This is a genomic window from Arthrobacter sp. TJ-270 (genome assembly GCF_058269075.1).
The window spans coordinates 134,058-160,137 of the sequence record NZ_JBZCNB010000009.1; the positions used below are offsets into that span (position 1 = coordinate 134,058).

Genomic DNA, 26,080 nt, shown 5'->3' on the forward strand with positions numbered 1-26,080 from the left:
TATGGCCACCGTAGTACTCGACCACAGCTCCACCGGGAGTGTCAGCGCCGAGCGCCCTCAGAACCGGCGGAAGATCTCCACGGCCAAGGTGTTCGGCACCATTGTCACCGCGATCCTGGCCGTGATCTGGCTGATTCCGTTCGCTTGGGCAGCGGTCACTGCCCTGAAAACCGAAACGGAAGCCGCTTCGACTCCTGTCACGTGGCTGCCGGCGTCGGGGTTCACGATTGAGTCCTTCGTTGAAGTCCTCAGCACAGGCAATCTGCCCACCTGGACGTGGAACTCCCTCTTCACCGCAGCATGCATCACCGTCATTACCCTGGCGATCTCCGCCTTGTGCGCCTACGCGCTTTCACGCATCGATTTCAAGGGTCGGAAGCTGCTGATGGCCGTGATCATCGGCTCGATCATCATCCCCCCGCCGGTCCTGATCATTCCGCTCTTCTACCAGATGCTTGCCCTGAACCTGATCGATACGTACTGGGCGATCATCCTCCCTCAGGTGCTCCACCCCGCGATGGTCTACGTCCTGAAGAAGTTCTTCGACCAGATCCCGCGGGAACTCGAAGAGGCCGCCGTCATGGACGGTGCCGGTCGGGTGCGGGTGTTCCTGCAGATCGTCCTGCCGCTCTCAAAACCCATCATGTCGGCCGTGGCCATCTTCGTGTTCATCACAGCGTGGAACAACTTCCTCTGGCCGTTCATCGCCACCAACGACACCGCGCTGCTCACGCTCCCCGTTGGCCTGCAGACCATCGAAAGTGCGTACGGAATCCAGTACGCGCAGAACATGGCTTCGGCTCTTCTGGCGGCACTGCCCCTGATCATTGTGTTCCTGTTCTTCCAGCGCCAGATCATCCGCGGCGTCGCCACCACCGGCCTGGCCGGGACCTAGACCACCTCACCTATCCGAAGGAGAAACATGGCCCGCGCACGCATTGTCATCGACAGGGACTTCACGGTCGGGGAGGTGCCCCGCCGGCTGTTCGGCTCCTTCGTGGAGCACATGGGCCGTTGCGTCTACACGGGCATCTACGAGCCCGGCCACCCAGAAGCGGACGACAACGGGTTCCGCCAGGACGTAATGAAGCTCGTGAAGGAGCTCGGTGCCACCGTGGTCCGGTATCCCGGCGGAAACTTCGTCTCCGGGTACAACTGGGAGGACGGCGTCGGGCCCGTTGAGAACCGCCCGCGCCGGCTTGACGGCGCCTGGCACACGCTGGAGACCAACGCTTTCGGTCTCCACGAGTTCGTCGACTGGTCCCGCCAGGCCGGCGTCGAAATCATGGAAGCGATCAACCTCGGTACCCGGGGTGTCGACGCCGCCCGCGAACTCGTTGAATACGCCAACCACCCGGGCGGCACGTACCTGTCGGACCTGCGGGCCAAAAACGGACACAAGGACCCGTTCGACATTAAGCTGTGGTGTTTGGGCAACGAGATGGACGGCCCATGGCAGATCGGGCACAAGACCGCAGACGAGTACGGCCGCCTCGCCCAGGAGGCCGCGAAGGCCATGCGCTTCGTGGATCCCTCGCTGGAACTGGTGGCCTGCGGTAGCTCGAACTCCGGGATGCCGACGTTCGGCGCGTGGGAGCAGACGGTCCTCACACACACCTACGACGAGGTGGACTACATCTCGCTCCACGCCTACTACCAGGAGCAGGACGGCGACGCCGGTAGCTTCCTCGCGAGCGCGCTGGATATGGACTACTTCATCGAGTCTGTCGTAGCCACTGCGGATGCGGTCCGCGCGAAGGGCAAGCACTCGAAGGGCATCAACCTCTCCTTCGACGAATGGAACGTCTGGTACACCCGGCCGGGCGACGCCGACAGCCCCGGCCAGGTGGGCAAGCACGGCTGGCGTGAGCACCCCCGTGTCATCGAGGACGAGTACAACGTGACCGACGCCGTCGTCGTCGGTACGTTCCTCAACTCACTGCTGCGGCACGGTGACCGGGTCAAGATCGCCAACCAGGCGCAGCTCGTGAACGTGATCGCGCCGATCATGAGCGAGGAAAACGGGCCGGCCTGGCGTCAGACCATCTTCTGGCCGTTCGCCCGGATGGCGGAACTCGCGACGGGGCAGATCCTGCAGACCAGGGTTGAGTCGGACCGCTATGAGAATGCGCGCTTCGGCGACACGGACCTGGTGGACGTATCGGCCACCTGGAATGAGGAGACCGGACGCGCTGCGTTCTTCCTGGCCAACCGGTCACTGGATGAGGCAGCCGAGGTTGAGGTGGCGCTTCGTGGACTGGACGCCGTGCGCGTCACCCGCGCTGAGGTGCTGCAGGTTCCCGAGGGCCACGACCGCCTCACCACCAACAATCTCGAACGCGGTGAACACGTGGGCCTGACGCCGCTCGAAGACGTCAAGGTTTCCGGCGACGACCTCCGTGTGAACCTGCCCGCGCTGTCCTGGGCCGTCGTCGAGATCGAGACCCGCACGAGCTGAGGCTCCGCTGAAAGGAGCGCACCACCTGAACTCTTACGGATGTTGCGAGCGGCCGCGAGTCGAAGGACCACGTGGAGTACATCTTCGCTGTTACGGAACAGGGCGTCGTCGCACCCTAAGGCACGCCCACTGCCGTCCGGACGTTGCGGCGCACCGGGACGGTGAGCACCGCGAGACTCGCAATCACCAGCCCGACGCCGATCCACCCCGCTGCCGGCAGCCTCTCACCCACAATGACGACTGCGAGGATTGCCGCAACCACAGGTTCCGCCAGGGACAGCGTGGTTGCGGTGCTTGCCTTCACCCGGGCGAGCCCCAGCCCGAAGAACACGTACCCGAGGAACATCGGCACCAGCGCCATGTAGAGGCCGACGCTGAAGTTGTTCCATGACTCGAGCAGCGGCGCCCCGGTAGCGAAAAGGACCGGCATGAGCAGGACCCCGCCCACGCCGAAGATCACGCCCATGGTGACCCGGGATGGCACCCCGCCCTGCATGGTGCGGTGCGCCGCCCAGGAGTACAGCGCGTAGGTGACCCCGGCCAGCAGCCCCAGCAGAACTCCGGCGGCGGTGTTGCCCGCTTCCGCCGCATGCGCCGGCTCGACGAACGAGAGCAGCACCACTCCCGCCAGCCCGACGCCGGCGCCGAGCACCCAGCGCTGCGTCAGCCGGTGCCCGTCGATGACCCGTTCGATGACTGCCGACGCTATGGGCGCGGAACCGATCGAGATGACGGTACCTACGGCAACCCCGGCCAGGCGCATGGAACTGTAGAAGGCGAGGGGGTAGATCGCCACAGCGAGGCCGCCCACGGCGATGGTGAGCCACCGTCGTCGTAATTCGGAGCGGGCGTGAGCCAGTGCAGGTCCGGCGAAGGCCGCCTGCAGGAGGCCGCCGACGCCCATCGCGGCTGCACCTATCGCGAGGGGGCCTACCGCCGGTGCGAAGCTGGCGACGGTCCCGGTGGTACCCCAGAGGACCGCCGCGACGAGGACGAAGACGGCGCCGAGGCCAGCGCCGGGGGAGTGGGTCACAGCTGCTCGCACGGGGTCATGGGTTCAAGCCTATTGGTTGAGACCTGTGGGGCACTCTTGGCGGAAGTGATCGTCAGCGCGACGCGGGCGTCCACGTCCCAAGCCGCCCGCACATCCCGAAGGCCCGCGGCCCGGGTCGGGGTACGGTACGCACGACGGCGGCATCCCCCAGGTGCGAAGCGTCGCCCTCTGCGAGGGAAGCCAGTTGCGCGCGGGTTGTTTCGACGTCGACGAGGACGGTGTCCGACCAGAGCTTGGTCCACTCCTCGACCCGGGGCTGCACCAGCGCCGCCGCGGCCGCGTAGAACTCCTCAAGCGGACCCCGGTCGCCCTTCTCCAGCGCGGCCAGAAGGGAGCGATAGCCCTCGATCGCAAGGTCGCGCCGTCGTCGTGCTGCTTCCGCCCGTTCGCTTTCACTACCCTCCGGCAAGGTCACGGCCAAACGGTAGCGGTCTGCGTCGGAGACAATGTCCAGCGGGAAGGTCAGTACGGCGTCACCGGCCTCGGGCAACCCCGAGTTCTGCATAACCGTGAGGATATAAAGGTCGCCGGAGTTGAGGAGCCGATGCACCGTGCCGGGGCTGAACCATAGCACGGACCCGGCACTCAGCGAATCCTGCGCGAAGCCCTCGGAGGAGAGCGTGTGCACCTCGCCCGAGCCGCCGACCACCACGTAGCCCTCGTTCGACACCGTGTGCAGGTGGGGTGTTCCGCCGTGGTGGCCGTCGTCGGTTTCCCATTCGTACACGCGCAGGTCGCTGATGCCTACGCTGCCGGGAAAAGCGGGGATTCTCAAAGGGCTGCGCCCTTCGCGATCCGCTCGACCTCGTCGCGCCCGCAGATCCGGTCCACGAAGACGTAGCGGTGCTGCAGGCGCAGCGACTCTCCCGCGGCGAGCGTGATTTCCTCATCGAACGCGGGGGAGGGCGCCAACGCCGCGAAGGGCTCGCTGCGGACGAACCACTTGAGCGGAACCGACGACGACGACGTCCCCGCCAGGGCCACGATGGTCGCCCCGCCGTCGAGCTCGTCATTCTCTCCGGACAGCGCGATCCACGGTGCGGAAGTGCCCATCATCGCCTCACCCTCTACGCCCTCGGGTCCGAGAATCGAGCACCCGGTCCAGCTGCGGGGACCGCGCCAGAAGAAGCCCGTGTAGCCGGCGTTGGGGCGGCCGTGCGTGGTGGGGCTGCCCAGGTCGAGGGGCCGGTCGGACACGTTGGTCAGCTCGGTGGAGAAGTCCAGCTGCCAGGACTGTTCCTGCAGGTCAACGGCGGAAAACGCAGTCTCTCGCTGCTCCGAGAACCAGCGCTCGCCGGACGAGTTGCGCCACGTCAGGGTCTCGCCGAGGGCAATGCGGTCCGGAGAGGTGGAAAGGGAAGGAAAGCCCTCGTGCTCGATGGAGCCGAGGTTCTCGCGCCACTGGTAGTCCGTCTCCGGCGAGAAGGTTGGGCCGCCCCAGAAGTTCTGGCCCGATACGTGGGACCACGTCATCTGCAGTCCCTTGTGCCAGCGGTGGTCCCACGGGCGGAAACCGGTCAGCGGCGCACCGCTGAGGGTCCGTAACGGGTGCAGATACGGCTTCGGGGCTTCCGAACGCGTGGCCGGCGGGATGAACACGTACGTCGCCAGGTCAACGGAACCGCACGAGATGACGAGTTCACTGTTGGTGGGACGGCTGAGCTGCAGTTCAGGCATCGACTGCTTCCTTGGTTGGTGAGCTTGGTCCGTTCGTGGTGGCGGCGCCGTTCATGGACGAGTAGAACGGATTGTCCGAGGTCAGCTCGCTGCGCTTGATTCGTTGACCAGTGATGGCCGACTGGTACAGCCCGGCAACGAGCTCAAGCACCCGCCGTCCGTCATGCCCGGATGCGGCCGGTCGCTCCCCGCGCTCCAGGGAGGACACGAGCTCCTCCAGCTGCACCGCGTGGGAGCTGGCGAGGTTCTGCGTGGGCTCCCAGGCACTCGCCGAGGCCGGGTCAACGTGGGGTGCCGGTGTCCACGTCCAATGCGAGTTGTCGTACCCGTACAGGTGCTCAACCTCGACGGTGGCGTCGGCGAAGTCGAACCGCAGGTAGCTGGTTTCCCGCGGGGAGAGCACGCTGTTCACCACGGAGACGATGGCACCGCTCTCGAACGTCACGTGGGCGAACGATACGTCCTCGGTCTCGACGTTATGGTGCAGGGTTGCCATCGTCGCGGTGATCTCGGTCCAGTCGCCGAGGAGGGACAGCAGGAGGTCCATCTGGTGGATACCGTGCCCCATGGCGGGTCCGCCGCCCTCGGTTTCCCACTTACCCCGCCACGCGACGTCGTAATAGGCGGTATCCCGGTACCAGAGCGTGTGGCAGATACCGATCAACGGTGCACCCAGATCACCCGCGGCAATCTGTGACCGCAGGGTCTGCGCCGCGGATCCGAAACGGTGCTGGAAAACGTAGGCTGCGTACGGGCCGTTCTCGCCCTCATGTTCCAGGATGGCGTCGTACTCGGCGAGCGACAGCGTCGGCGGCTTCTCACACCACACGGAGGCACCGGCGTCGAGCGAGCGGATGACCGCCTCGGTGTGCGAACCCGGCGGCGTGCACACCACCACGAGGTCGGGCTGCACCACCGCGAGCATCTCGGGAACGGTCGTGTAGGAGGAGGGTGCGCCCCATTCCTCTGCCACTTCGCGTGCCCGGTCCGCGTCCATGTCGACGATGGCTGCGAGCTCAACCCGGTCGCCGAGGCCACGCAGGGCGGGCAGGTGCTGCCCCTGGGCGATTCCTCCTGCTCCGACGACGGCGGTACGGATGGGTTTGGTGCGAACTTCCACTGGTGATCCTTTGCGTTAGCTTCTGGTCAGTGCTGTTTCGGCTTTTCTTGAGGGCTCGTAGCGCTGCGTGCTGGCCGTGCTTCGGACCGCGGCGCGGATATGGGCGAGGGTTGCGCCCTCACCGAGTGCGCCGTCGGCCCGCGCCTGTACCAGCACGTTACCGAGCGCAGTTGCCTCCACCGGGCCTGCGACAACTGGTAGCCCGGTGGCGTCCGCAGTGAGCTGGCACAGCAGCCGGTTCTGCGAACCGCCCCCCACAATGTGCACGACGTCGATCGGTTGCCCGCTCAACTCGGCCGCCTGCGCCAGCGTGCGCGCGTACACCTGAGCGAGACTGTCCAGAATGCAGCGTACGACGGCGGCCTCGGACTCGAGTGCGGTGCCCGCCGCGCGCCGGATGCGGTCCGGCATGTTGTCCGGGGCGATAAACGCGTCCGAATCGGCGTCGATCAGCGGACCGCCTGCGGGTAGCGCAGACGCTTCCGCCAGGACGTTCTCGAGGGTGACCTGCGGCCCCCATTCGCGGAGGCATTCCTGCAGCAGCCACAGGCCGCCGCAGTTGCGCAGGTACCGGATGGTGCCGTCGACCCCTCGTTCGTTGGTGAAGTTAGCGGCGCGGCTGGCTACGGTGAGGATTGGTTTGGGCAGCTCCATGCCCACGAGTGACCAGGTGCCGGAGGAGATGTACGCGAACCGGGAACCGGCCTCTGCGGGAACTGCCGCCACGGCTGATGCCGTGTCATGGGACCCCACGGCCACAACGGTTGTCGCAGGATCCAGCCCGGTCCGTTCGGCGACTGCGGGTAGCAGCGTGCCCAGCGCATCACCGGGTTCGATCAGTGCCGGGAAGACCGAGCGCGGAATCTCCAAAGCGTCGAAGAACTCGGCTGCAAGGTCACCCGTCGAAGCATCAAGCAGACCCGTGGTCGAGGCGTTCGTGATTTCGGTGCGGCGCTTGCCCGTGAGCCAGAAGCCCAGCAGGTCCGGAATGAGCAGCGCCTGCACGCCCGTCAGGGAGGGCTCGGCGGCCAGTTGGTAGACAGTGTTGAACGGCAGGAACTGCAGCCCCGTGGTGCTGTAGAGCCGTTCGAACGGGACGCTCGCGTGCACCCGGTCCACCACGCCGGCCGTGCGCGAGTCACGGTAACTGTGCGGCTGGGAGGTGAGGGCGCCGTCGTCGTCGATCAGTCCGTAGTCCACGGCCCAGGTGTCGACGCCGATACTCGCCACCCGCTCGCCTTTCGCGTCCGCCTGCTCGCGTGCCAGCGTGAGGCCGCGCAGCACCTCCTCGAAGAGGGCAGCGATGTCCCAGCGCAGCGCGCCGTCGATCTCCTGCACTCCGTTCGGGAAGCGGTGCACAACCTCGAGCGACGGCCCCGCGGCGTCCATCCGGCCGAGAATGATCCGGCCGGATGAGGCGCCGATATCGATGGCTGCGTAAACCGCAGGGCTCATCGCTGGGCCTAACGGAGGAACGCGGCGGCTACGCCGGCGTCGACCGGGACGTGCAGCCCGGTGGTGTGTGACAGCTCAGCGGAGGTGAGCACGACGGCGGCGTTCGCGACGTTCTCGGGCAGCACCTCGCGCTTGAGGAGGGTCCGCTGGGCGTAGTACTCGCCGAGCTTCTCTTCGTCCACACCGTAGACCGCGGCGCGCTTGGCGCCCCAGCCGCCGGCGAAGATGCCGGAGCCGCGGACCACGCCGTCGGGGTTGATGCCGTTGACGCGGACGCCGTACTCGCCGAGTTCAGCGGCAAGCAAACGCACCTGGTGAGCCTGGTCGGCCTTGGTGGCTGAGTACGCGATGTTGTTGGGGCCGGCGAAGACGGAGTTCTTGGAGGAGATGTAGATGATGTCCCCGCCCATTTCCTGGTCGATGAGGACCTTCGCGGCGGCCTTGGAGACCAGGAAGGAGCCCTTGGCCATGACGTTGTGCTGCAGGTCCCAGTCCTTCTCGGAGGTTTCCAGCAGCGGCTTGGAGATGGACAGGCCGGCGTTGTTGACCACGAGGTCCAGCCCGCCGAAGGCAAGCACGGCGGCGTCGATCGCTTCCTGGACCTGCTCGGGGCTGGTGACGTCGGCCTGGATGCCGATAGCGACATCAGGGCCACCGAGTTCCTCGGCCACCTTCTCAGCGTTTTCGAGGTTCAGGTCCGCGATGACCACGCAGGCACCCTCCGCGGCGAGGCGGGTGGCGATGGCCTTGCCGATACCGGATGCGGCGCCGGTGACCAGCGCGATGCGGGTGGCGTGGGACTTGGGCTTGGGCATCCGCGCAAGCTTGGCTTCCTCCAGCGCCCAGTACTCGATCCGGAACTTCTCCGACTCATCGATGGGGGCGTAGGTGGAGATCGCCTCGGCGCCGCGCATCACGTTGATCGCGTTGATGTAGAACTCGCCGGCGACGCGTGCGGTCTGCTTGTTGGCGCCGTAGGAGAACATTCCGACGCCGGGGATGAGGACAATGGCCGGGTCGGCTCCGCGCATGGCCGGGGAATCGGCGTCGGCGTGGCGCTCGTAGTAGCCGCGGTAGTCCTCGCGATATTCGGTGTGCAGTTCCTTCAGCCGGGCAACGGAGTCCTCGATGGACGCATCCGCCGGCAGGTCCAGAACCAGGGGTTTGACCTTGGTACGCAGGAAGTGGTCCGGGCAGGAGGTGCCCAGCGCTGCCAGACGCGGGTGCTCGGTTGCGGCGAGGAAGTCCAGGACGACGTCGTCGTCCGAGTAATGCCCTACCTGCGCACGGTCGGTGGACGCGATGCCGCGGATCACCGGTGCCAGCGCCGCAGCCTTCGCGCGGCGCTCCTCCAGCGAGAGGGCTGCGTAGCCCTGCAGGGGTACCCCGAACGGGTTGGGGCGGCCGTTCTCGGCGATGTAGCGTTCAGCGGTTTCGATGATCCACAGCGAGTTGTTCTCGGCTTCTTCGGAGGTCTCTCCCCACGCCGTGATGCCGTGTCCGCCGAGGATGGTGCCCACGGCCTGCGGGCTCTTGGCCTTGATCTCGGCGATGTCCAGGCCCAGCTGGAATCCCGGACGGCGCCAGGGGACCCACACCACCCTGTCGCCGAAGATCTTCTCGGTCAGGGCTTCGCCGTCCACCGCGGTGGCAATGGCGATGCCGGAGTCTGGGTGCAGGTGGTCAACGTGCGCGGCGTCGACGAGGCCGTGCATGGCGGTGTCGATCGAGGGGGCTGCGCCGCCCTTGCCGTGCAGGGTGTAGTCGAACGCGGCGACCATTTCGTCTTCGCGGTCAAGGCCGGGGTAGACGTTGGTGAGGGCGCGGAGGCGGTCCAGGCGCAGTACGGCCAGGCCCTGTTCCTTGAGCGTGCCCAGGTCACCGCCGGAGCCCTTCACCCAGAGGAGTTCGACGTTCTCGCCGGTGACCGGGTCGGTGTCGGTGCCCTTCGCGGAGGTGTTGCCGCCGGCGTAGTTGGTGTTGCGCTTGTCCGCGCCGAGCCGGTTGGAGCGGTTGATAAGGTCCTGAACTGTCTGATTAGCCATAATTATGCGCCCCATCCTGCCTGCTGACCGCCCTCGCGGTCTGTGTTGATCTTTTCCTGGTAACCGCTGGCCGCGTAGGCAGCCATGGGGTCCGCGGGAAGGCCGCGGGATTCACGCCACTCGGCCAGGGCCGGGCGGACGTCTGTGTAGAAGGCGTCCATGAACAGAGCGTGAGCGCCCAGGACGTCACCGGCTTCCTGCGCCGTGGTCAGCGCGCCGCGGTCAACGAGCAGCGCACGGGCTGCCATCTCCTGGACGTTGAGAACGGAGCGGATCTGACCGGGGATCTTCTGTTCGAGGTTGTGGCACTGATCCAGCATGAGAGCCACGTTGCTGGCCGGGTCCAGCGCGCCGCCGCGGACCACCTCGTACATGATGCGGAACAGCTGGAACGGATCCGCCGAGCCGACGATCAGATCATCGTCGGCGTAGAAGCGCGAGTTGAAGTCGAAGGAGCCGAGCTTACCCAGGCGGATCAGCTGCGCGACGATGAATTCGATGTTGGTGCCGGGGGCGTGATGGCCGGTGTCCAGGCAGACCAGGGCCTTCTCGCCGAGGGCGAGTGTGTGGGCGTAGGAGGTGCCCCAGTCGGGAACGTCCGTGTGATAGAAAGCCGGCTCGAAGAACTTGTACTCCAGAACCATGCGCTGGTCATCGCCGAGGCGGGCGTAGACCTTCTGCAGCGAGTCATGCAGCCAGTCCTGGCGGGAGCGCATGTCGCCCTGGCCGGGGTAGTTGGTGCCGTCGGCCAGCCAGATCTTCAGGTCCTGGGAGCCGGTGACGTTCATGACGTCAATGCACTCGTACATGTGGTCAAGGGCTTTGTTGCGCACCGCCGGGTCACTGTGCGTCAGGGAACCGAACTTGTAGATGTCGTCCTGGAACGTGTTGCTGTTGATGGTGCCCAGCTTGATGCCGAGATCCTGCGCGAAACCTGCCAGCTCCGTGTAGTCCTCCACCTTGTCCCAGGGGATGTGAAGCGCAACTGAGGGCGCTAGGCCGGTCAGTTCGTTGACCTTCGCGGCGTCCGCGATCTTCTCCTGCACAGTGCGCGGAGTGCCGGGCGTCTGGAACACCTTGAAGCGGGTCCCGGAGTTGCCGTAGGCCCAGGAAGGCACCTCAATAGCGAGGTTCTCCAAGGTGGGGGTTATGCGGCTCAGGTCAACCATTGCTTCTCCACATCTACCGCAGCTGGCTCCTAGCCGGCGCGCGTCGTCGTTGTTTTGCACCGACTCTTCACAGTGCCTGCGGAGGCTGCGGTGGAGAGTCAGCCGATGAATCTTATTTTGAATCGATTCATTGGCACGTTTCAAAGGTATCCTTGGGGATAAGTGGTGTCAAGCAATCTGAGAAGACTGCTCATTTATGGACATCTCTCGCCGCACAACCCATCACTTCACGAAACGAGGGTTCGCCCCGATGGTCAGTATCAAGGACGTTGCCGACCAGGCGCAGGTTGCTGTCGGCACCGTGTCTAATGTGCTCAACAATCCCGACCGCGTGGCTGAGAAGACCCGCGAGCGGGTACTCAACGTCATTGCCGAGCTGGGTTTCGTGCGCAACGACGCAGCCCGGCAGCTCCGCGCCGGTCTGAGCCGCACCATTGGCCTCATCGTCCTTGACGTGAGCAACCCGTTCTTTTCCTCGCTTGCGCGCGCCGCGGAGGACCGTGCGGCGGAGTCGGACAGTACGGTGCTGCTCGGAGACAGCGGGCATGACAGCGACCGAGAAAGCCGCTACCTCGACGTGTTCGAGCAGCAGCGGGTCAAGGGCGTCCTGATTTCACCGGTCGGAAATGTTGACGCCCGGCTCGAGCAGCTGCGCGCGCATGGCGTGCCGGTTGTCCTGGTGGACCGCGTGGATCCGCAGCGCCGCGTGAGCTCGGTGTCTGTCGACGACGTTGCCGGCGGCTACATGGCGGTGAAGCACATGCTGACGCGGGGACGCCGGCGGGTCGCCTTCATCGGCGCATCGACCGACATCCAGCAGGTTGCGGACCGCCTCACCGGCGCGCAGCAGGCCGTGGCGGAGTACCCGGATGCTGAGCTTGAGGTTGTTGAGGCGGCCGCAATGACTGTCCTTGCGGGACGGTCCGCCGGTGAACTGCTCGCCGAGCGCGGCCGCGAAAGCCTCCCGGACGGTATCTTCTGCGCCAACGACCTGCTGGCCATCGGCGTCATGCAGGCGGTGCTGCTTATCCGCGGGCTGCGCATCCCGGAGGATCTCGCGCTGATCGGCTATGACGACATTGACTTCGCCCAGTCCGCCGTAGTGCCCCTGTCCACGGTGCGACGACCAACCGAGTTGATGGGGCGCACCGCCGTCGAGCTCTTGCTTGAGGCGATCGAGCGCACCACCCCGGAGAGCCGGCAGGTCATCTTCCAGCCCGAGCTGGTCAGCCGCGGGAGCACGCTCTAGGAACCTCGCACTCCTCGAGAACTTTCGGGCAGCTTTGGCGGGTTCGACGCCCGTTCGGCCCGCCATTCGCGCACAAAAACTCGGTCCGTATTCCGGATGCGGAGAACCCGGTCGGTGGTAGCATCTGCTCTGAAACGATTCATCCCGCTCGACGAGGAGAACCATGGAACGCGTCTGTTTCCAGCTGCAGGTGAAGCCCGACCGCCTCGAGGAATACAAGCAGCGCCACGCGGCTGTGTGGCCGGACATGCTGCGCGCCCTCAAGGACACCGGGTGGAACAATTACTCCCTCTTCCTCCGGCCTGACGGGCTGCTTATCGGGTACCTGGAATCGGAGGACTTCGCCGCGGCTCAGCGCGCCATGGCAGAGACTGATGTCAACGCCCGGTGGCAGGCCGAAATGGGCGAGTTCTTCGTGGAGCTCGAGGGCCGCCCGGACGAGGGGTTCCTCCTGCTCGAAGAAGTGTTCAACCTCGAGGACCAGCTCAAGGGCGCAGGGAGCACCGAATGACCCGCACTCTCCGCGCCGCGATCCTCGGCACGGGCGCCGTTGCACACCTCCACGCTGAGGCGCTCGCCAAGATTGACGGCGTCACCGCCGTCGCGTCCGCGGACCCGAGCGAGGAACGGGTCCGCGACTTCAACGCCAGGCACGGGATTGCAGCCGGGTACGGAACGCTGGAGGAACTGCTCTCGGCGGAGGCCGTCGACGTCGTTCATATCTGCACGCCGCCGGCGGGGCACGCGGAACAGACAAAAGCAGCGTTCGACGCCGGTGCCCACGTGATTGCCGAGAAGCCGCCCGCGCTGTCCCTCACGGAAGTGGACGCCATGCAGGCCGCGGCCGTCGCAGCCAACCGGCAACTCGCCGTCGTCTTCCAGCAGCGGACCGGCACGGCCGCTACGCACATCCGGAACCTGCTCCGGTCGGGTGAGCTGGGCAGGCCGCTGACCGCCGTCTGCCATACGCACTGGTACCGCGGATCGGAATACTACGACGTGCCGTGGCGCGGGACCTGGGAGAGCGAGGGCGGCGGGACCACGCTCAGCCATGGCATCCACCAGATCGACCTGCTTTCCTACCTGCTCGGCGAGTGGAGTTCCGCCTCGGGTCAGCTGTTCCGGCTGGACCGCGAGGTGGAGACGGAAGACACCTCATGCGGCGTCGTCGTGTTCGAGAGCGGCACCGTCGCGTCGGTGATGACCACGGTGCTCGCGCCGCGCGAATCGAGCCTGATCCGCATCGACACCGAGCACGCCACCATCGAACTTGAGCACCTCTACGGTCACAACCATGCAAGCTGGAAACTGACGCCGGCCCGCCACGTCGAAGCGGGTCGCGTTGCCTCCTGGGCGCTGCCGTCGAACGAGGTGCCGAGCGGGCACGATGCGCTCCTGTCCGAGGTGTACGGTTCGCTGTTCGCGGGGGCTGACGTGCCCCCAGTCGCGGCTGATCCAGCGCGTGCCATCGAGATCGTCGCTGCGCTCTACGCCTCCGCCGACCGTGGACAGCCCGTTACGCGCGCCGAGCTGGCCGCCCCGGATTTCCGCGGCAGCATGCGCGTCCCGGTGACGGACCTGCGTCCCGAACGGTGAGTGCGCCGCTGCTGGCCGACCCGCTTGGCGGGCCGACAGACCCCACAGTCATCCGGAATGAGCAGACCGGACAGTGGTGGATGTTCTACACCCAGCGGCGTCCGGCCGATCCCGGTCTCGGGGTTGAGTGGGTGCACGGCAGCCGGATAGGCGTAGCCGTGTCCGACGACGGCGCCCGCTGGCTTTACCGCGGTGTGGTCGAGGGCCTGGACCCCGCGGGAGAGCCCGGCCCGAACACGCACTGGGCACCTGAAGTGGTGTGGGACGGGAACCGTTATCACATGTACCTCACGTGGATCCGTGGGATCCCCTCAACCTGGGCGGGCCACGAGCGCCGTATCGCTCACCTGGTCAGCTCGGACCTTGCACGCTGGGAACACTGCGGGTTCCTTGAGCTGAGCTCCGACTACGTCATTGACGCAGCCGCCGCGCGCACTGCCGATGGGCTCCTGCGCCTCTGGTACAAGGATGAAGCGGACGGCTCGACCACCTACGCCGCGGTGAGCTCGGACTGGCACATCTGGACGGTTGAGGGGCAGGTCGTCGGGGGAGTGCCTCATGAGGGTCCGAACGTCTTTGCGCTGGGTGGTTGGCTGTGGATGATCGTGGATGAGTGGCTCGGTCAGCGGGTCTACCGGTCCGACAACGGCGTTCACTGGTCTGCCCAGGGCATCATCCTCGATGCGCCGGGTGGGCATGCGGAGGATCGGCAGGTGGGGAGGCATGCCGACGTCGTCGTTCGCGGTGAGGAGGCAATTGCCTTCTACTTCACGCACCCCGAGTGGGACGGAAGCAACGACGTCGAGCTACAGGCGGGCGGGCTGCGTCGCTCGGAGATCCACCGGGCCAGACTGTGGGTCGCGGATGGTGTGCTGCTGTGTGACAGGGACGTTCCAGCGGACTTGCCGCTTTGAGCAGGCCTATACCGGCCGCTTAGGGGTGGCGGCACGCCTTTGAACTTCGCGGTAAATTGTCGCGCGGGAGACGCTGAAGAGTTCGGCGAGTTCTGCCTGCGTGTACTTGTCCGAGTCAAGCAACTCGTACAAGTGCCGGCGGCGGGTTACTGAAAGCTTGGGTTGTTTCCCGCGTAGCCGGCCCTTGGCTTTCGCAACGGCCATCCCTTCGCGGGTCCTGGCGCGAATCAGGTCGGTCTCGAATTCGGCGACCATGCCAAGCACATTGAACAGCAGCCGACCTACCGGATCAGTCGGATCGTAGACGCTGCCGCCGAGGCTGAGAGACACGCCCTTGCGGGTAAGTTCGTCTGCTATGTCGCGTGCGTCAGGCAGCGATCGCGCGAGTCGGTCGAGTTTGGTGACCACCAGGGTGTCGCCGGCTCTTACGGCGGCCAATGCTTCGCGCAGTCCTGGGCGTGCCCGGTTTGTGCCGGTCAACCCATGGTCGACATAGATGTACTCGGCCTCAACCCCGAGGGCTGCCAGGGCTTCTCATTGGACGGTGAGGTCCTGTTCATTCGTTGAGACGCGGGCATAGCCGATCTTCACATTATGAGTGTTGCAGTTAACGCACCCTCATCGCTCAATTCATCGTGCGGGTCTTACGTACCTGGACTTAGATAGCAGGTGTTTCAACAGTCATGCTAATCCTCGGGTGTGCGTCGGGGTTCGGCCGGCCGCTTTCAGCGAGCTTGAGGGGCTAAAGTCAGACTCATGAAAGTGCTGTGCGGGTCTGGCGCGTAGGTACCGAAGGGCGCGCACTCCTCGAACCCGTGTCGTTGGTATAGGCGTCGTGCGTTGGCGAAGTAGTCCTCCGTTCCCGTTTCGAGCGAAAGGCGCTCATAGCCCTTGGCCCGGGCTTCGTCGATGATCCGGGCGAGAAGGAGGTTGGCGACACCGCGTCGTCGCGCCGGCGCTGCAGTGCGCATGGACTTGATTTCTGCCTCGTCGTCGGTGAGGTGCTTCAGCGCACCGCATCCGACCAGGAGCCCGTGTTCTCTGGCGGTGTAGAAGGTGATGCCCGCGTCAGCCAGCGCAGAGTGATCGAGCGCGTGCACACTGTCGGCGGGCGAGGTCGCATACATGTCGCTCAGGTGCTCATCCAAAAGCAGTTGGACGTCAGCTCGCATTGGACTGTCTGTCTGTACGGAGATCATTTAGGGGTTCCTCACGCAGTTTCTGACAGGATTCTAAGATGCCGGTGTTTCAAACATGTGAAGCGACGTTGCGGTAGAACGGCGAACAATCAGTTCCGGCACCATGGTCCGCGGGTGCATCCGTGAAGTGCGCGTTCGAGGGTTCGGCTAATGGGACAGTACGGCTGCGTGCTGGTTCTCGTGATCGCGGCGAAGCCACTGCCTGGACTCAATCACTAAAAAGTGCCTCGAGAGGGGCAAGGGGCACGATTCCGTGCGCCTTGGCCATCAATTCCGTGCTCATGGTCACGAGCGCGTCAGCCTGCAATTGCGCGACAGCCAGGTATTCGGCGTCATAGGTTGATTCCCAGCGCTGCTCACGGGCGATCCTCCAAGCCGTACGGCGGGATACTCTGTCGCCCAGCAATCGCATTTTCATTTCAGTCATACGCTCATGCCGTTGAAGAGCTTCGTCCTCCGAAAGTCGCCCCTGTTCGACGGCTTCGAATAGAAGCGAGAGCGACTGGGAACGGATCAGGTTCGGCGCCACGAGTTGGTGTTTTACACCGACTCCGAAGTTGTCTGCGACGATCTGCAGGAGGGTTGGAGCGGCGATCGCATATCGCGTCATGGACCCAACCTTAGTTTGATCTGGATCTCTCATCTTCGGCATCACTGAGCCATTCGCTGGCTGGGCTGACCAACGAACTCCTCCGGTCCATCCGCGTGCGATTTAGGATCAGAGAATGCTGATACGCGAGGCGACTTTGGCTGACACCAACGGCATTGACGAAGTCTGCGATGCCAGCGGTAGAAGCCGCTGGCCTGCGAACCTACTCGTGGCGAAGAAGGACCGGCTGGTGGTGGTCGCAAAATGTCGAAGGCAAAGTCGTCGCTGTGGCCAAGACCCATTTTCACGAGGACTCGAAAGGTGAAGTGCCAGGCGGTCACTACCTCGGGGGTATCATCGTGGCTTCGGAGCACCGCCGCCAGGGTATAGCGACTGCGCTAACGAAGAAGAGGTTGGATTGGATCTGGTCTGTTGCCGGGACTGCTTACTACTTCGCTAATGAACACAACACCGCGTCGATCAGGATGCACGAGGTTTTTGGCTTTCGCGAGCTCGGTCGCTTTGCGAATATCCACGGTGTGACCGCCGACGACGGACAATCGAATCTGATCCTCTGCGAAGCGTCTCGCTGAGGGTTCGGCTTACGCAGCAGTCACGGAGACAATCCTGGTCCACCAAGCGGGTAGCCGCCCTGATTGCATAGAACGGCTCTGAGGAGTCACCATCGATTACAGCAATGGGACGACCGTCATCTCGGCGGGCCTAAGCGCGACATCGCCAAATGCGTCGTACACCGTTCGACGCGACCGAACCCTAAACGCGGGCGCTCATTGAAGCGATGCATGGGGCGGCCCTTATCATCGACGCATGGATCCACAAACGTCTACCGCACTTCTGACCGGCGGATTCACAATTGCGGGAGGCGTCGCCGTCGCGATTCTGTCGGCGCTGCTGGGTCGTTCCAATGAGGCTCGTAGAGTGAAAGTTGATGATGCTCGTCGTTGGTTGGAGGACAGGCGCTCGGTATATGCAAAATATCTGGGGTTGGCGGAGGCCATGCTCCGGGAAGTTGATGAGGTAGCGGTGTTCTTGTCCTACGACGGAAAGGACGAGATTTCGGTTGAAGACGAAATACTTCTAGCTGAAGGACTTACTCACTACTTCATGAAATGGGACGAGTCGCTTCAACCATTACTCGGCGAGGTTCAGTTGTTGGCAACCGGCGACGTGGCAGATCTCGCAGACCGCGTATCTGGTGCCCTGATGGAAATGACGTGGCGAATCGAAAAGCGGGCCCCATACACTGCGTACCATCCTTCCTGGTTCCAGGCCCAAGATCTGCTGCACGTTCTTCGCGACGCCATGCGTACCGAACTTGGCCTGCCGGCGTTGGGCTCCCTTACTACCGGTGCAAAAAATGATGATTGGCCGTGGCTAGAATCCCGTCCACCTTACGAGTCCTATATTCAGCAGCACTCAAGGCATCGCACCGAATCTCGGATCGCCGAAACTGAGTAACTTTAGACTCTGCGCGCTGACGGATCCCTCAACTCCAGTACGCATTTCGCCCGGAGTGCCGTGTAAGAATTGAACTCGTGAGAGCCTCGAATCCCGACATCGTGGATTGGCCCTCGTTTCTCTTTGCCCTACTCGTCGATTCCCTTCTCGTGTGGGCACCGACCGTTGTGGTCTTCTTCCTTGCCCCCCAACCCCCACCCCAGCTACTGCTTGCCCTGGTGTTTACTGGGCTGGTTGCTAACGGCGTCCTGTATGCCCGAGGTGCCACACTCGGCACGATCGTCGCCGGCTTCAGACTGTTCAATTTGCGGCGGAAGCGACCGGGCATTCGGTGGGGCCTGGTCCTGTCAGTGCTTACTTTGGTTTCGGTGCCGGTGATTGTCGTTCTGGCCGGTGGCAACTTCATCTTCAACAGCGGGTCGGACTGGTTGAGGGAGCAGAATCGGTACCCGCTTTTCGGTGAAAGAACGCACCGGCGGCGATTCCTCGAAGCCGCCGACAATTATTGGGAGCGCTGGGCAGAATGATGGGCATTCGAGAGCTCACGCGCTAGCGAAGGCTAACCCTAGAAGTGTGCGCTGAGGGACCGCTTCCAGACTGAACGAACCTAACCTCTACTTCGGGTCGATGGCTTTCACGATCATAGTGAGCGTCAAGTATGAAGGCATCGCTGCTAGAAGCAGGAGGCCCATTATCAGTATGCCGACGGGAGTCGAGAGCGCGAGGACGCCCACGACGACACCCATGCCGAAAGCACCCAATATGAAGGCCAGAGTGGCAACGAAAAGGGCCCGCCTGATATTCGTCATGATCTACCCTCTCGGAAGAACCATTAGAAAACCTTCTTATGCTCGCGAATGCAGCGTAGAAGCTTCATCCGGGTCGATGACTGACTTCTTGTCAGTCCGCATGGGGTTGGTCTGGTTGCCGTTGGCATCATAGGTGTACTTGCGGATAGCCGTTGGCGGGGCCGTGCACGTTCCGGTGCCGGTGGATGTCCAGCAGAGCTGGTCGGCGGCGTTGTAGGCGGCATTGACAGTGGTAGTGGCGGTCTTGGCGGAGGTCAGCCGGTTGCCGTTGGCGTCGTAGCTCCAGGATTCGGTGATGGTGCCGGTGACCGTCTTGGTGAGGCGCTGCAATGCGTCTAGGTGTAGGTGCTCACTGCCCCGGTTTCGGTGGTCATGGTCTTGCGGAGCTTCCCGTCCTTGCCCGTGGAGCCGACGGTGTAGGTGTAGGCGCGTTTGGTCAGGACCGTGCCGGCGGTGTTGGTGGCGGTGATGTTGGTGGTGCGTCCGGCCTTGCCGAACACGGTGCTGTTCTTCACTCCGTTCGGGTACTTGGTGACGGTACGGCGGTTGTTCTTGTCGTACTCGATTCGGCCAGGGAGATCAGCCGGTTCGCCGGATCGTACCTGTAGGCCACGGTGCCGGTGCGGTCGTGGGCGGATTTGTTGGAGCAGGCCTAGGAGCCCTTGCAGGAGATGGTGTGGGTGCTATTCCCGGTGCTATCGGTGGCGTCGTGGGCGGAGCCGTCATCGGGGGTGCTAGAGGCGCCATAATGGGAGTTATTACGGGTCACATCATTTGCTGGCTTCCTCTCCCGGAATGGCTCCAATGGGCGCAATGACTGGGACTGCCACAGATGATCGCGCACTTCGGAGGAGAAGAAGACGATGACAAGGTCCCGACCCAATGAGCAACAATCACCTGGGAAGGTCATTCAGTTCCTTCAGCGAGAGTCCACGATACTCAACGTAACCGGCCGTGAGCTCAGCACTTGGAAACTTATCTTGTTGGTGTTTCCCCCACCAATCGCATTCATCATCTTCGAACTGTTCGGCTTCCTGCCAGCTATCCTTGTCGGAAGTTTCCTCTACCTTTGTCTGGCCCGGTTCCTCCTCCATGGACATCGCAAGCGGAAAGATCGGTCTACCAAATCCACGATGTCAAACGACGCAGGCAAGGAAAGCGAAGACTAGATTATATGAAGGGAGGTGCGACGGTTTGTCGCACCTCCCTTCACCTACTTACCTCTCAGGCGTTGCGGCGCCTCATCACGAGCGTTAGCGCCAAACCGGCGAGCAGAAGTGCTGCACCCAGTCCTGCCGCGATGAGCGTGATGCCGCCGGTCCGGCAGATATCCACCCGCCCCAGGGGTATTGGCCTCAGGTGTTTCCTCCGGATGGAAGACAAACCTTGCGCGAGAGCTCGAGGACGCTGGGTTCACCGTCGACTGGAAGGCACTCCGGTAAGAGGAGTGACTGCAGTAGTCGATGTACGGAAGATTTGATCCCCCTCACCAGCCTGAGGTTCTTCGAATGAGTGGACCGACAGCACTGGTGTGCGACTGTTGGTCAACGAAATAAGCTCTCACATGAGATTCCCAAGCCCACAGCCGAAGACCTGAAAAGAATAAAGAGCTCCTACACGACATCGGTGGGCAGAGTGTTCTTTGGGGTGCGCAGTCAGCCCTCGATGTCTGGGTTATAGAACAGCGTGCTCAGCTCGATCAACGGTTGTCTGAGCGGCCAGGTCTTCAAAGGGCCAATACCGCCTACGACGCCGGCCCCGCTGGACCCAGTTCAGCAAGCTATCGACTGGCTACAATCCTCCTGTTAGCGGTCTTTGTCGCTCCTCTACCTTTGAAGGGCACGGTGAAGGATCCACGTGTTGATCCTCCACCGTTTCCGCGAACCCGGAACGCTTGTTGACGGGACTCTTTACCTCCTTGCCTGGGGGACGATACAGCGAAAACTAAGCGATTCCAGTGCGATGGTCTCGCTTGTTCAGTCGACTCATCCGACTTCCGCCGTGGTCGAGAATCGCGGCTGGTCGGACCGATCAATCGTCGAACGATGCTCTTCTGACGTAAACGAGGATGCCTACGGCGCATAAGGCAACCAGCAGCATCGAGCCACTGCTAAAGAAGTCACCCCGGACAAGCTGGATGACCCCGATTATCACGGCCAGAGAGGCTGTTGCGACGGCAAGCATCTGCCCCAATTTCCTAGCCTTCATTCCCCAATCCCCCGTCAGCAGTTTGCGGCTTCGCTCGTTCCTAATGCCTGCATCCAGTCCCCTCCCTATATTCTCGAGACAGACTTTGGGTTCTGGCGTTCACGTTCCCGAATCCTTGGGTTTTTTTCTCATGACGGCATAGATCCCGAATACGGGAAGCGGGACCAGCCATAGCGTTCCGATCAAAGCATCGATCCAACGGAACTCAAATATGAGCAGCAAGAAACAGAAGGCCAGTGATAGGCCGATAAGTCCCCCAACGATGGCTCTCCTCAATTGTCCTCGTCGTTCAGTCATTCGATTCCTCCTTTCTGGTCATGAAGAAGATGGCACCGAAGAGTATTGCGAAGACCATATAGGTCGCCGCCGCCCACCCGAGGTTGCGATTGAAAAGCGCTGTCATGCTCACGCCGAGAAATAGCAGGAATAGCAAAAGTGACGCGATCAAGCTGAACCACACGAGCGGCGTCGGAAGAGGCCGCCTGTTGCCCGAGAGGCCCAAGAAGTCTTTCGCAGAAGGATTTCTTGCCATGCCTAACGATTCCTATCAGTTCGGTAGGGAACAGGTTCCTGAGCATCATCTCGGGCACACCTTATGACAAGGTTCAACTCGCCCTAACAGTGCGATTCCAGTCGCTTCGAAAAGATGTGGGCTCGTTACTATCGGGTGTTCGGTGAGGGATCCTCGTGGCGCTGTTGTCAGAGGCCGTCTTGTGTGGCCGACCGAGCTTCGAACAGTAGAAGGAAGATGAGAGCTGACACGAAGATCAAGCAACCACCGACGAGGAATGTCGATCCGCTCTCGACCAACCGGTACAGTGCCCAGGCGAACGATCCGACCACCAAAATGGAAAACAGATAGTACTTCCAACTCGTCGCTGTCAGCAGGTATCCACCTTTCCGCGATAGCCAAAGCTGGGCAGCTTGAATGAGTGCAAACACCGCGAAAGTGCCCCAGATTACCGTCAAGAAGCTCCGCTGCTGCATATCATCTGCCACTAATACCAAGACAACACCAATGAGGATAAGGACGACCATAAGAGTTGCTGCGATACGCGCCCGTTTTAGACGCGCCACATCACCATCAGCTTGGGTTCCATCTCTGTCCAAAGGCCGCATAGTTACACCTTCCGAATCTGTGTCAGGACGGTCTCAGCATCATCACTGACAAACCCTATGAGAAGGTGCAAGTCTCCCGAGTGGCCGCAATCTCGTTTTGCTCTCCACCGCCATCTGGCCCCTAGCGGCATTTAACCCCCCCGAAAAACGGCACGATGAGGGATCCAATACGGTGGCGGAAGCCGCCCGTTCGCTCGTTAACGGATCTTTAAGCCGTTTTGCCGTCTCTTATGGTGTTCCCGCGTTGCCTGGCAGATGAGATGACCTGCCAGGTCCCCCAAAGGGTACTCACTAGAAGGGGCGTGCCGGCGATTATCGTTTCCTCGTACCTCGGATCAAACGACCGCTGAGTTGAGCCGTCAGTCATGGTGAAGACACACTCGACCCCCAAGGGAAAATAGGTGTATTGGCCCGCTGGAGGGAAGGGCATTCCTTCGGGGTTGTGAATGGTGCCTGGCGGGAGATACTCGGTCAGGCAAAGCACAGACACTGGGTTTCCGTGTCTCACGGTCGCGCGGTCAAGCACCGCGAAGAATAGATACCATCCAAGCGAGAACAGCACAGCGACAATGACGATCCGCCATTTCCTGTCCAGCATCAGCCCCCCAATTGGCAGCGTGGTCCGATCACTATGCCACGCCATGCTCCCTTTGTCTCCAGCTCCGAGAAAAGCCGTAAGTCTCTCCACAGAAGATTGCGACACGGCACTTGGGTCTGACGTCCCTCGCGATTGACCAGTCCGAACTGGTTGAGGGGTCGTGAATTTCGTGCTCTCGCTGAATGCGCTGGGCGCGTCCATCACCGGGTACCGAGCCATCTCCAAGGCCCGGAAGGACCAGGAAACCTAGACGGGCGCAGGCCGGGCTGCACGAGAGGGCACGCCCGGCTCTATCTGGCCGGCTCCTATCGGTCACGGTCGCCGTTGGGAAAGGAGTACATAGCCCCAAACAGTGAACTCATCGATACCGCCATGGCCTGGGCGCTCTTGGTGAGTTCGTCCACCGCTGTTTGGTAGCGACGGTGATCGCGTGTCTTCCACTCCGGTGGAATATGAAAGGAGGCTTCGACGCCGGCTTCACGCTCAGTTTTGCTTTGAGGTTCAAGCCACATATGTTCGTTGATTTTGTCTGCAAAGCCAACCACAGCGTGCTTGAATTCTTCCCACTCCGCTCGGAGAGCGGGATTCTCAAGCTTCCGCGGATCTCTGTCCCACATGTATCTTCGCTCGTCTATTTGCTGCGCAAACCACGAAGGTAGGTTCCCAAAATGGATATGCTCGACAAGGTAGACGTGAAAGTCACCATGGAGATCCCAGCCGTCCAACCACCTCCGTAGAAGCACCAGGTCGTTATCATCCCGATCACTAGCTAACTGTTGGTCTTCCCACGCCTTTCGCAAATCGCCTTGCTTGGCACGAACCAGCAAGTTAGCCCAGAAGCGCACGATCCACGGAAGCAACGTCAACAACACCGCAAATGCGGCCCAACCCCAGAGTCCGGTAGCCGTCAATACTTGCTGGGTGATCGGAATAAACACACCGATCAGTGCCACTACCCCGCTGATGGTCGCTGCCCAAGTCAAAAACTCGCCGACAGGGTTCTTGGTCTCACTAGCCACGCCCCGACTCTATCTGCAGGTTGTCTGGCTGCTTGGCTACGTTCGTCCATCAGTCCGCCCGGCCAAGCGGGTCCGGGGGTCCGGAGCTCCCTCCAAGTCAGACTCAGCCGTCCATTCAAGGGGTGCGGTGAGGGATGGGGTTAGGGGACGCTGGAACCTTGGTCTCGGCCATCACTGGTTGCATCGAGGAACGCCCCGGTTTGTTGGAAGCGTCGGACCGTGAGAACGAAAAGTGCGACCAACATAAGCAGAAGCACAATCGTCACGAGGTCAAGGATTGACGTTATACCCCGGAATGTAGCCTGCCCGATAAGGAATAAGAGCACCCCAGGAGAAATGAGCAACTGTTTTGCCAGTCCCTCCCGGATCTGAATAGCAGCACCTCTAAGGACCTGCAGATTCGCCGTGTCTACTGGCTTTTTCTGCACCACCTGGTGCCGAACTAGTTTCACTTCCTCAGATGTCAGGCCGATCGTGACCCCGACGCGCTGTGGCTGCACCATGGGGCTGAGTTTCTTGCTTCCATAAACCAAGCCGACAACCAAGATTGCAAGGCCTGCCAGCATCAGCCCAATCGAGAGTCCCGTGCGAAAGAAACCATCGAAGATGTCGGGCCAAATGAAGGCTAAGGCGAAGCCAACGGCGAACGAAACTAGAACCGTAAGTGGCATCGGCATCGAGAAGTACCGTCTGACGACGCTCCCGATACCGAGGTCCCTCATGCCCTCTGCCCTCTTGGCGGCCTTAGCCCAGCGCAAATCTACACCCGCATCAGGTTCATACATGGGGACTCACCATCCCTTCGTCGCCGTGCTGCAATCATAGACGCGCGTTCAGGCACCCCAATCAGATGCGAAAGCGCCGGCATATCTCCTACTTCGAGATCATGTCGCATCGCACCCGCCCGAGAAAGGGTGCGGTGGGGGATCGTTCAAACGTTCTCACAGGGTCAGTCAGGTAACTATGGTGCCATCGGGCAGTCTCTCTTAGCTCGTGGGCTGGATACGCCTGGCCTGGAGATTGTTCGCTGCGTGGGTGGGCTACTCATCGCTCTGCAGCGCTAGTCCAAGAAGCTAAGGCCTCATTTTGGGAGGAAGCTATGAGCAACTACCCTTCTAGTCCGTCCGATCATCCGGGTCTGCAATACCCGACACCTCAACAACCGCGTGTTGATCCCGGTCGTTCGTTGGGAATCGCCGGGTTCATCCTGGCGCTCCTGATCCCGGTAAGTGCCATTGGCCTCATTCTGAGCATCGTCGCACTAGTGCAATCCCGCAAGGCAGGAGCGAAGAACAAATTCGCACTGGCAGGAGTCATCATCGGGGCAGTGATCACCACCCTCGGTCTTGCGTTCCTCATTTTCGGTTTCGTCTCGTTGTTCCAGATCTGCTCCGAACTCGGCAACGGGATACACCAGCGCAACGGCATCACGTACAGCTGCAACTTCTAGCCCACGCCCAAACCTGAGGAGCACACCTCAGATGTGCAACTCCGTTAGACCCATTCGAAAAACGCATGGTGGAGGATCCGTAATCGGAGGGTAAGCCTGGATTCCCGTTATCTTCGGCCACATCGGTTACTACGGCGAGGTCCTTTCCTTCCTCGGGTTACACTTCCCGGACAAGCGATATGGTGTCGATTCTTTTCACCCAGACTTCCGTTTAGCTTCTGTTCGATCTCTTCGAGGAGGGCGAAGTGTCTGAAACCCTAGAAACCGTCATCTTCGGCACATTCGTCCTGGTCATGGCTTCGATCCTGTTCTTCAGCGCAGGTCCTATGGAAAGGGCGAGCCGGCCGGTTGCTGAACAGATATTCAAGACGTCGCCGGCCTTTGAGAAGTCGCGAGTCAGATTGAGCGCTTCGATCCTCGGCGGTGCGGCTTTTTTTCTGATCCTGTTTGGGCTCGTTGGGGGCTCCCTTTCCAGTGTGCTGAGAAGCGCGTGGTGGGTTGGGATTTTGGTCCTTCTGGGGGCGCTGCTCCTGATCGTCTTATGACGAAGGGTCGCCAAAGCTGTCGCCCGACCTGCCCCGCCCATCTACGGCAACCTCAACGCAATTGAACGTCAAGATGTCACGGCGAGGGTGCTATTCGGAGTAGGTCTTTTTGCGGGGTGGGGCGGGTTAGCCCTAGCCCTGCAACCACTGGTTAGGTGATTCGGAGAAAGCGCTGGAAGGGGGAGTCATGATCGACCATCAGCCGGTACCGACCGCGGGAGGCATCTTGCACGCTGTGGCGTTCTTGTCAGCGATGGTCGAAAAGTGAGCCGTTTTGTGGGTTGAAAAGTGAGCCACTTTGACTTGGTTATTCTGCCGTATTTTCCGG

At 62.2% G+C, this 26,080-nt stretch carries 30 protein-coding genes; 11 read left to right on the forward strand and 19 right to left on the reverse strand.

Annotated elements, in window-relative coordinates:
* Position 1 precedes the first annotated feature (1 nt).
* Together AC4D2M_RS15305 and arfA are read left to right on the forward strand one after the other, a co-directional pair.
* The gene (locus AC4D2M_RS15305) at positions 2–895 is read left to right on the forward strand and encodes a carbohydrate ABC transporter permease (protein WP_490892748.1); all 894 of its coding nucleotides are present in this window, start codon (positions 2–4) and stop codon (positions 893–895) included.
* A gap of 27 nt (positions 896–922) precedes the next feature.
* Positions 923–2,458 carry an arabinosylfuranosidase ArfA gene (gene arfA / locus AC4D2M_RS15310; protein WP_490892749.1) on the forward strand — a complete coding sequence of 512 codons (1,536 nt, stop codon included), beginning with the start codon at positions 923–925 and terminating at the stop codon, positions 2,456–2,458.
* A 115-nt stretch (positions 2,459–2,573) separates the two neighbouring features.
* Here arfA and AC4D2M_RS15315 read toward each other — a convergent pair whose 3' ends face one another.
* The 7 genes from AC4D2M_RS15315 to rhaI all read right to left on the reverse strand — a co-directional run bounded on the left by AC4D2M_RS15315 (position 2,574) and on the right by rhaI (position 10,978).
* Positions 2,574–3,503 (reverse strand): DMT family transporter, encoded by a 930-nt coding sequence (locus AC4D2M_RS15315; protein WP_490892750.1) that lies wholly within the window; start codon positions 3,501–3,503, stop codon positions 2,574–2,576.
* Positions 3,504–3,564: 61 nt separating this feature from the next.
* Positions 3,565–4,287 carry a cupin domain-containing protein gene (locus tag AC4D2M_RS15320; protein ID WP_490892751.1) on the reverse strand — a complete coding sequence of 241 codons (723 nt, stop codon included), beginning with the start codon at positions 4,285–4,287 and terminating at the stop codon, positions 3,565–3,567.
* Positions 4,284–5,189, reverse strand: coding sequence for a DUF6807 domain-containing protein (locus tag AC4D2M_RS15325; RefSeq protein WP_490892752.1), 906 nt, complete (start codon positions 5,187–5,189; stop codon positions 4,284–4,286). The genes AC4D2M_RS15320 and AC4D2M_RS15325 overlap by 4 nt, the downstream gene beginning before the upstream one ends.
* Entirely contained in the window at positions 5,182–6,309 is a 1,128-nt protein-coding gene (locus AC4D2M_RS15330) for a Gfo/Idh/MocA family protein (RefSeq protein ID WP_490892753.1), read from the reverse strand. Before AC4D2M_RS15330 ends, AC4D2M_RS15325 begins: the two co-directional genes overlap by 8 nt.
* A gap of 15 nt (positions 6,310–6,324) precedes the next feature.
* Positions 6,325–7,764, reverse strand: a complete 1,440-nt coding sequence (locus AC4D2M_RS15335; protein WP_490892754.1) for a rhamnulokinase — start codon at positions 7,762–7,764, stop codon at positions 6,325–6,327.
* An 8-nt stretch (positions 7,765–7,772) separates the two neighbouring features.
* Positions 7,773–9,809, reverse strand: a complete 2,037-nt coding sequence (locus tag AC4D2M_RS15340) for a bifunctional aldolase/short-chain dehydrogenase (protein ID WP_490892755.1) — start codon at positions 9,807–9,809, stop codon at positions 7,773–7,775.
* 2 nt (positions 9,810–9,811) lie between these two features.
* Positions 9,812–10,978, reverse strand: a complete 1,167-nt coding sequence (gene rhaI, locus AC4D2M_RS15345) for an L-rhamnose isomerase (RefSeq protein ID WP_490892756.1) — start codon at positions 10,976–10,978, stop codon at positions 9,812–9,814.
* 196 nt (positions 10,979–11,174) lie between these two features.
* On the opposite strand from rhaI, the gene AC4D2M_RS15350 reads away from it, so the two are divergent.
* From AC4D2M_RS15350 to AC4D2M_RS15365, 4 genes are all read left to right on the forward strand, one after another.
* Positions 11,175–12,227, forward strand: coding sequence for a LacI family DNA-binding transcriptional regulator (locus AC4D2M_RS15350; RefSeq protein WP_490892757.1), 1,053 nt, complete (start codon positions 11,175–11,177; stop codon positions 12,225–12,227).
* Positions 12,228–12,390: 163 nt separating this feature from the next.
* Positions 12,391–12,738 carry an L-rhamnose mutarotase gene (locus AC4D2M_RS15355; protein ID WP_490892758.1) on the forward strand — a complete coding sequence of 116 codons (348 nt, stop codon included), beginning with the start codon at positions 12,391–12,393 and terminating at the stop codon, positions 12,736–12,738.
* Positions 12,735–13,823 (forward strand): Gfo/Idh/MocA family protein, encoded by a 1,089-nt coding sequence (locus AC4D2M_RS15360; protein ID WP_490892759.1) that lies wholly within the window; start codon positions 12,735–12,737, stop codon positions 13,821–13,823. The genes AC4D2M_RS15355 and AC4D2M_RS15360 overlap by 4 nt, the downstream gene beginning before the upstream one ends.
* On the forward strand, positions 13,820–14,737 hold the full coding sequence (locus AC4D2M_RS15365; protein ID WP_490892760.1) for a family 43 glycosylhydrolase: 918 nt from the start codon (positions 13,820–13,822) through the stop codon (positions 14,735–14,737). The genes AC4D2M_RS15360 and AC4D2M_RS15365 overlap by 4 nt, the downstream gene beginning before the upstream one ends.
* 6 nt (positions 14,738–14,743) lie before the next feature.
* Here AC4D2M_RS15365 and AC4D2M_RS15370 read toward each other — a convergent pair whose 3' ends face one another.
* The 3 genes from AC4D2M_RS15370 to AC4D2M_RS15380 form a co-directional block, all read right to left on the reverse strand.
* Positions 14,744–15,265, reverse strand: coding sequence for a recombinase family protein (locus tag AC4D2M_RS15370; protein WP_490892784.1), 522 nt, complete (start codon positions 15,263–15,265; stop codon positions 14,744–14,746).
* 197 nt (positions 15,266–15,462) lie between these two features.
* Complete coding sequence (locus AC4D2M_RS15375; RefSeq protein ID WP_490892761.1) at positions 15,463–15,936, reverse strand: GNAT family N-acetyltransferase; 474 nt, start codon at positions 15,934–15,936, stop codon at positions 15,463–15,465.
* 208 nt (positions 15,937–16,144) lie between these two features.
* Entirely contained in the window at positions 16,145–16,546 is a 402-nt protein-coding gene (locus AC4D2M_RS15380) for a type II toxin-antitoxin system VapC family toxin (protein ID WP_490892762.1), read from the reverse strand.
* Positions 16,547–16,716: 170 nt separating this feature from the next.
* Here AC4D2M_RS15380 and AC4D2M_RS15385 point away from each other — a divergent pair, with 170 nt between their 5' ends.
* The 3 genes from AC4D2M_RS15385 to AC4D2M_RS15395 all read left to right on the forward strand — a co-directional run bounded on the left by AC4D2M_RS15385 (position 16,717) and on the right by AC4D2M_RS15395 (position 18,531).
* Positions 16,717–17,118: a GNAT family N-acetyltransferase gene (locus tag AC4D2M_RS15385; RefSeq protein ID WP_490892763.1), complete on the forward strand. Its 402-nt coding sequence runs from the start codon at positions 16,717–16,719 to the stop codon at positions 17,116–17,118.
* Between the two features lie 235 nt (positions 17,119–17,353).
* Entirely contained in the window at positions 17,354–18,004 is a 651-nt protein-coding gene (locus AC4D2M_RS15390; RefSeq protein WP_490892764.1) for a hypothetical protein, read from the forward strand.
* A 77-nt stretch (positions 18,005–18,081) separates the two neighbouring features.
* The gene (locus AC4D2M_RS15395; protein WP_490892765.1) at positions 18,082–18,531 is read left to right on the forward strand and encodes a hypothetical protein; all 450 of its coding nucleotides are present in this window, start codon (positions 18,082–18,084) and stop codon (positions 18,529–18,531) included.
* 87 nt (positions 18,532–18,618) lie between these two features.
* Here AC4D2M_RS15395 and AC4D2M_RS15400 read toward each other — a convergent pair whose 3' ends face one another.
* From AC4D2M_RS15400 to AC4D2M_RS15440, 9 genes are all read right to left on the reverse strand, one after another.
* A complete protein-coding gene (locus AC4D2M_RS15400; RefSeq protein WP_490892766.1) occupies positions 18,619–18,813 on the reverse strand; it encodes a hypothetical protein in 195 nt (64 codons plus the stop codon).
* Between the two features lie 36 nt (positions 18,814–18,849).
* The gene (locus AC4D2M_RS15405) at positions 18,850–19,143 is read right to left on the reverse strand and encodes a hypothetical protein (RefSeq protein WP_490892767.1); all 294 of its coding nucleotides are present in this window, start codon (positions 19,141–19,143) and stop codon (positions 18,850–18,852) included.
* A 5-nt stretch (positions 19,144–19,148) separates the two neighbouring features.
* Positions 19,149–19,328, reverse strand: coding sequence for a hypothetical protein (locus AC4D2M_RS15410; protein ID WP_490892768.1), 180 nt, complete (start codon positions 19,326–19,328; stop codon positions 19,149–19,151).
* A 709-nt stretch (positions 19,329–20,037) separates the two neighbouring features.
* Positions 20,038–20,148, reverse strand: coding sequence for an LPXTG cell wall anchor domain-containing protein (locus AC4D2M_RS15415; RefSeq protein WP_490892769.1), 111 nt, complete (start codon positions 20,146–20,148; stop codon positions 20,038–20,040).
* 1,162 nt (positions 20,149–21,310) lie between these two features.
* A complete protein-coding gene (locus AC4D2M_RS15420) occupies positions 21,311–21,553 on the reverse strand; it encodes a hypothetical protein (protein ID WP_490892770.1) in 243 nt (80 codons plus the stop codon).
* Between the two features lie 167 nt (positions 21,554–21,720).
* A complete protein-coding gene (locus tag AC4D2M_RS15425) occupies positions 21,721–22,140 on the reverse strand; it encodes a hypothetical protein (protein ID WP_490892771.1) in 420 nt (139 codons plus the stop codon).
* A gap of 208 nt (positions 22,141–22,348) precedes the next feature.
* Positions 22,349–22,843, reverse strand: a complete 495-nt coding sequence (locus tag AC4D2M_RS15430; protein WP_490892772.1) for a hypothetical protein — start codon at positions 22,841–22,843, stop codon at positions 22,349–22,351.
* A 200-nt stretch (positions 22,844–23,043) separates the two neighbouring features.
* The gene (locus AC4D2M_RS15435; protein WP_490892773.1) at positions 23,044–23,757 is read right to left on the reverse strand and encodes a hypothetical protein; all 714 of its coding nucleotides are present in this window, start codon (positions 23,755–23,757) and stop codon (positions 23,044–23,046) included.
* Positions 23,758–23,897: 140 nt separating this feature from the next.
* The gene (locus AC4D2M_RS15440; RefSeq protein ID WP_490892774.1) at positions 23,898–24,542 is read right to left on the reverse strand and encodes a hypothetical protein; all 645 of its coding nucleotides are present in this window, start codon (positions 24,540–24,542) and stop codon (positions 23,898–23,900) included.
* A 314-nt stretch (positions 24,543–24,856) separates the two neighbouring features.
* Here AC4D2M_RS15440 and AC4D2M_RS15445 point away from each other — a divergent pair, with 314 nt between their 5' ends.
* Together AC4D2M_RS15445 and AC4D2M_RS15450 are read left to right on the forward strand one after the other, a co-directional pair.
* Positions 24,857–25,207, forward strand: a complete 351-nt coding sequence (locus AC4D2M_RS15445; protein ID WP_490892775.1) for a DUF4190 domain-containing protein — start codon at positions 24,857–24,859, stop codon at positions 25,205–25,207.
* Between the two features lie 245 nt (positions 25,208–25,452).
* On the forward strand, positions 25,453–25,752 hold the full coding sequence (locus AC4D2M_RS15450) for a hypothetical protein (RefSeq protein WP_490892776.1): 300 nt from the start codon (positions 25,453–25,455) through the stop codon (positions 25,750–25,752).
* Positions 25,753–26,080 lie beyond the last annotated feature (328 nt).

Bases quoted from the DNA above. Each gene is read 5' to 3' on its own strand.
- AC4D2M_RS15305 (WP_490892748.1), top strand. From the start codon at position 2: ATGGCCACCGTAGTACTCGACCACAGCTCCACCGGGAGTGTCAGCGCC.
- arfA (WP_490892749.1), top strand. From the start codon at position 923: ATGGCCCGCGCACGCATTGTCATCGACAGGGACTTCACGGTCGGGGAG.
- AC4D2M_RS15325 (WP_490892752.1), bottom strand. From the start codon at position 5,189: ATGCCTGAACTGCAGCTCAGCCGTCCCACCAACAGTGAACTCGTCATC.
- AC4D2M_RS15335 (WP_490892754.1), bottom strand. From the start codon at position 7,764: ATGAGCCCTGCGGTTTACGCAGCCATCGATATCGGCGCCTCATCCGGC.
- AC4D2M_RS15340 (WP_490892755.1), bottom strand. From the start codon at position 9,809: ATGGCTAATCAGACAGTTCAGGACCTTATCAACCGCTCCAACCGGCTC.
- rhaI (WP_490892756.1), bottom strand. From the start codon at position 10,978: ATGGTTGACCTGAGCCGCATAACCCCCACCTTGGAGAACCTCGCTATT.
- AC4D2M_RS15350 (WP_490892757.1), top strand. From the start codon at position 11,175: ATGGACATCTCTCGCCGCACAACCCATCACTTCACGAAACGAGGGTTC.
- AC4D2M_RS15355 (WP_490892758.1), top strand. From the start codon at position 12,391: ATGGAACGCGTCTGTTTCCAGCTGCAGGTGAAGCCCGACCGCCTCGAG.
- AC4D2M_RS15360 (WP_490892759.1), top strand. From the start codon at position 12,735: ATGACCCGCACTCTCCGCGCCGCGATCCTCGGCACGGGCGCCGTTGCA.
- AC4D2M_RS15375 (WP_490892761.1), bottom strand. From the start codon at position 15,936: ATGATCTCCGTACAGACAGACAGTCCAATGCGAGCTGACGTCCAACTG.
- AC4D2M_RS15380 (WP_490892762.1), bottom strand. From the start codon at position 16,546: ATGACGCGATATGCGATCGCCGCTCCAACCCTCCTGCAGATCGTCGCA.
- AC4D2M_RS15385 (WP_490892763.1), top strand. From the start codon at position 16,717: ATGCCAGCGGTAGAAGCCGCTGGCCTGCGAACCTACTCGTGGCGAAGA.
- AC4D2M_RS15390 (WP_490892764.1), top strand. From the start codon at position 17,354: ATGGATCCACAAACGTCTACCGCACTTCTGACCGGCGGATTCACAATT.
- AC4D2M_RS15400 (WP_490892766.1), bottom strand. From the start codon at position 18,813: ATGACGAATATCAGGCGGGCCCTTTTCGTTGCCACTCTGGCCTTCATA.
- AC4D2M_RS15420 (WP_490892770.1), bottom strand. From the start codon at position 21,553: ATGGCAAGAAATCCTTCTGCGAAAGACTTCTTGGGCCTCTCGGGCAAC.
- AC4D2M_RS15425 (WP_490892771.1), bottom strand. From the start codon at position 22,140: ATGCGGCCTTTGGACAGAGATGGAACCCAAGCTGATGGTGATGTGGCG.
- AC4D2M_RS15440 (WP_490892774.1), bottom strand. From the start codon at position 24,542: ATGTATGAACCTGATGCGGGTGTAGATTTGCGCTGGGCTAAGGCCGCC.
- AC4D2M_RS15445 (WP_490892775.1), top strand. From the start codon at position 24,857: ATGAGCAACTACCCTTCTAGTCCGTCCGATCATCCGGGTCTGCAATAC.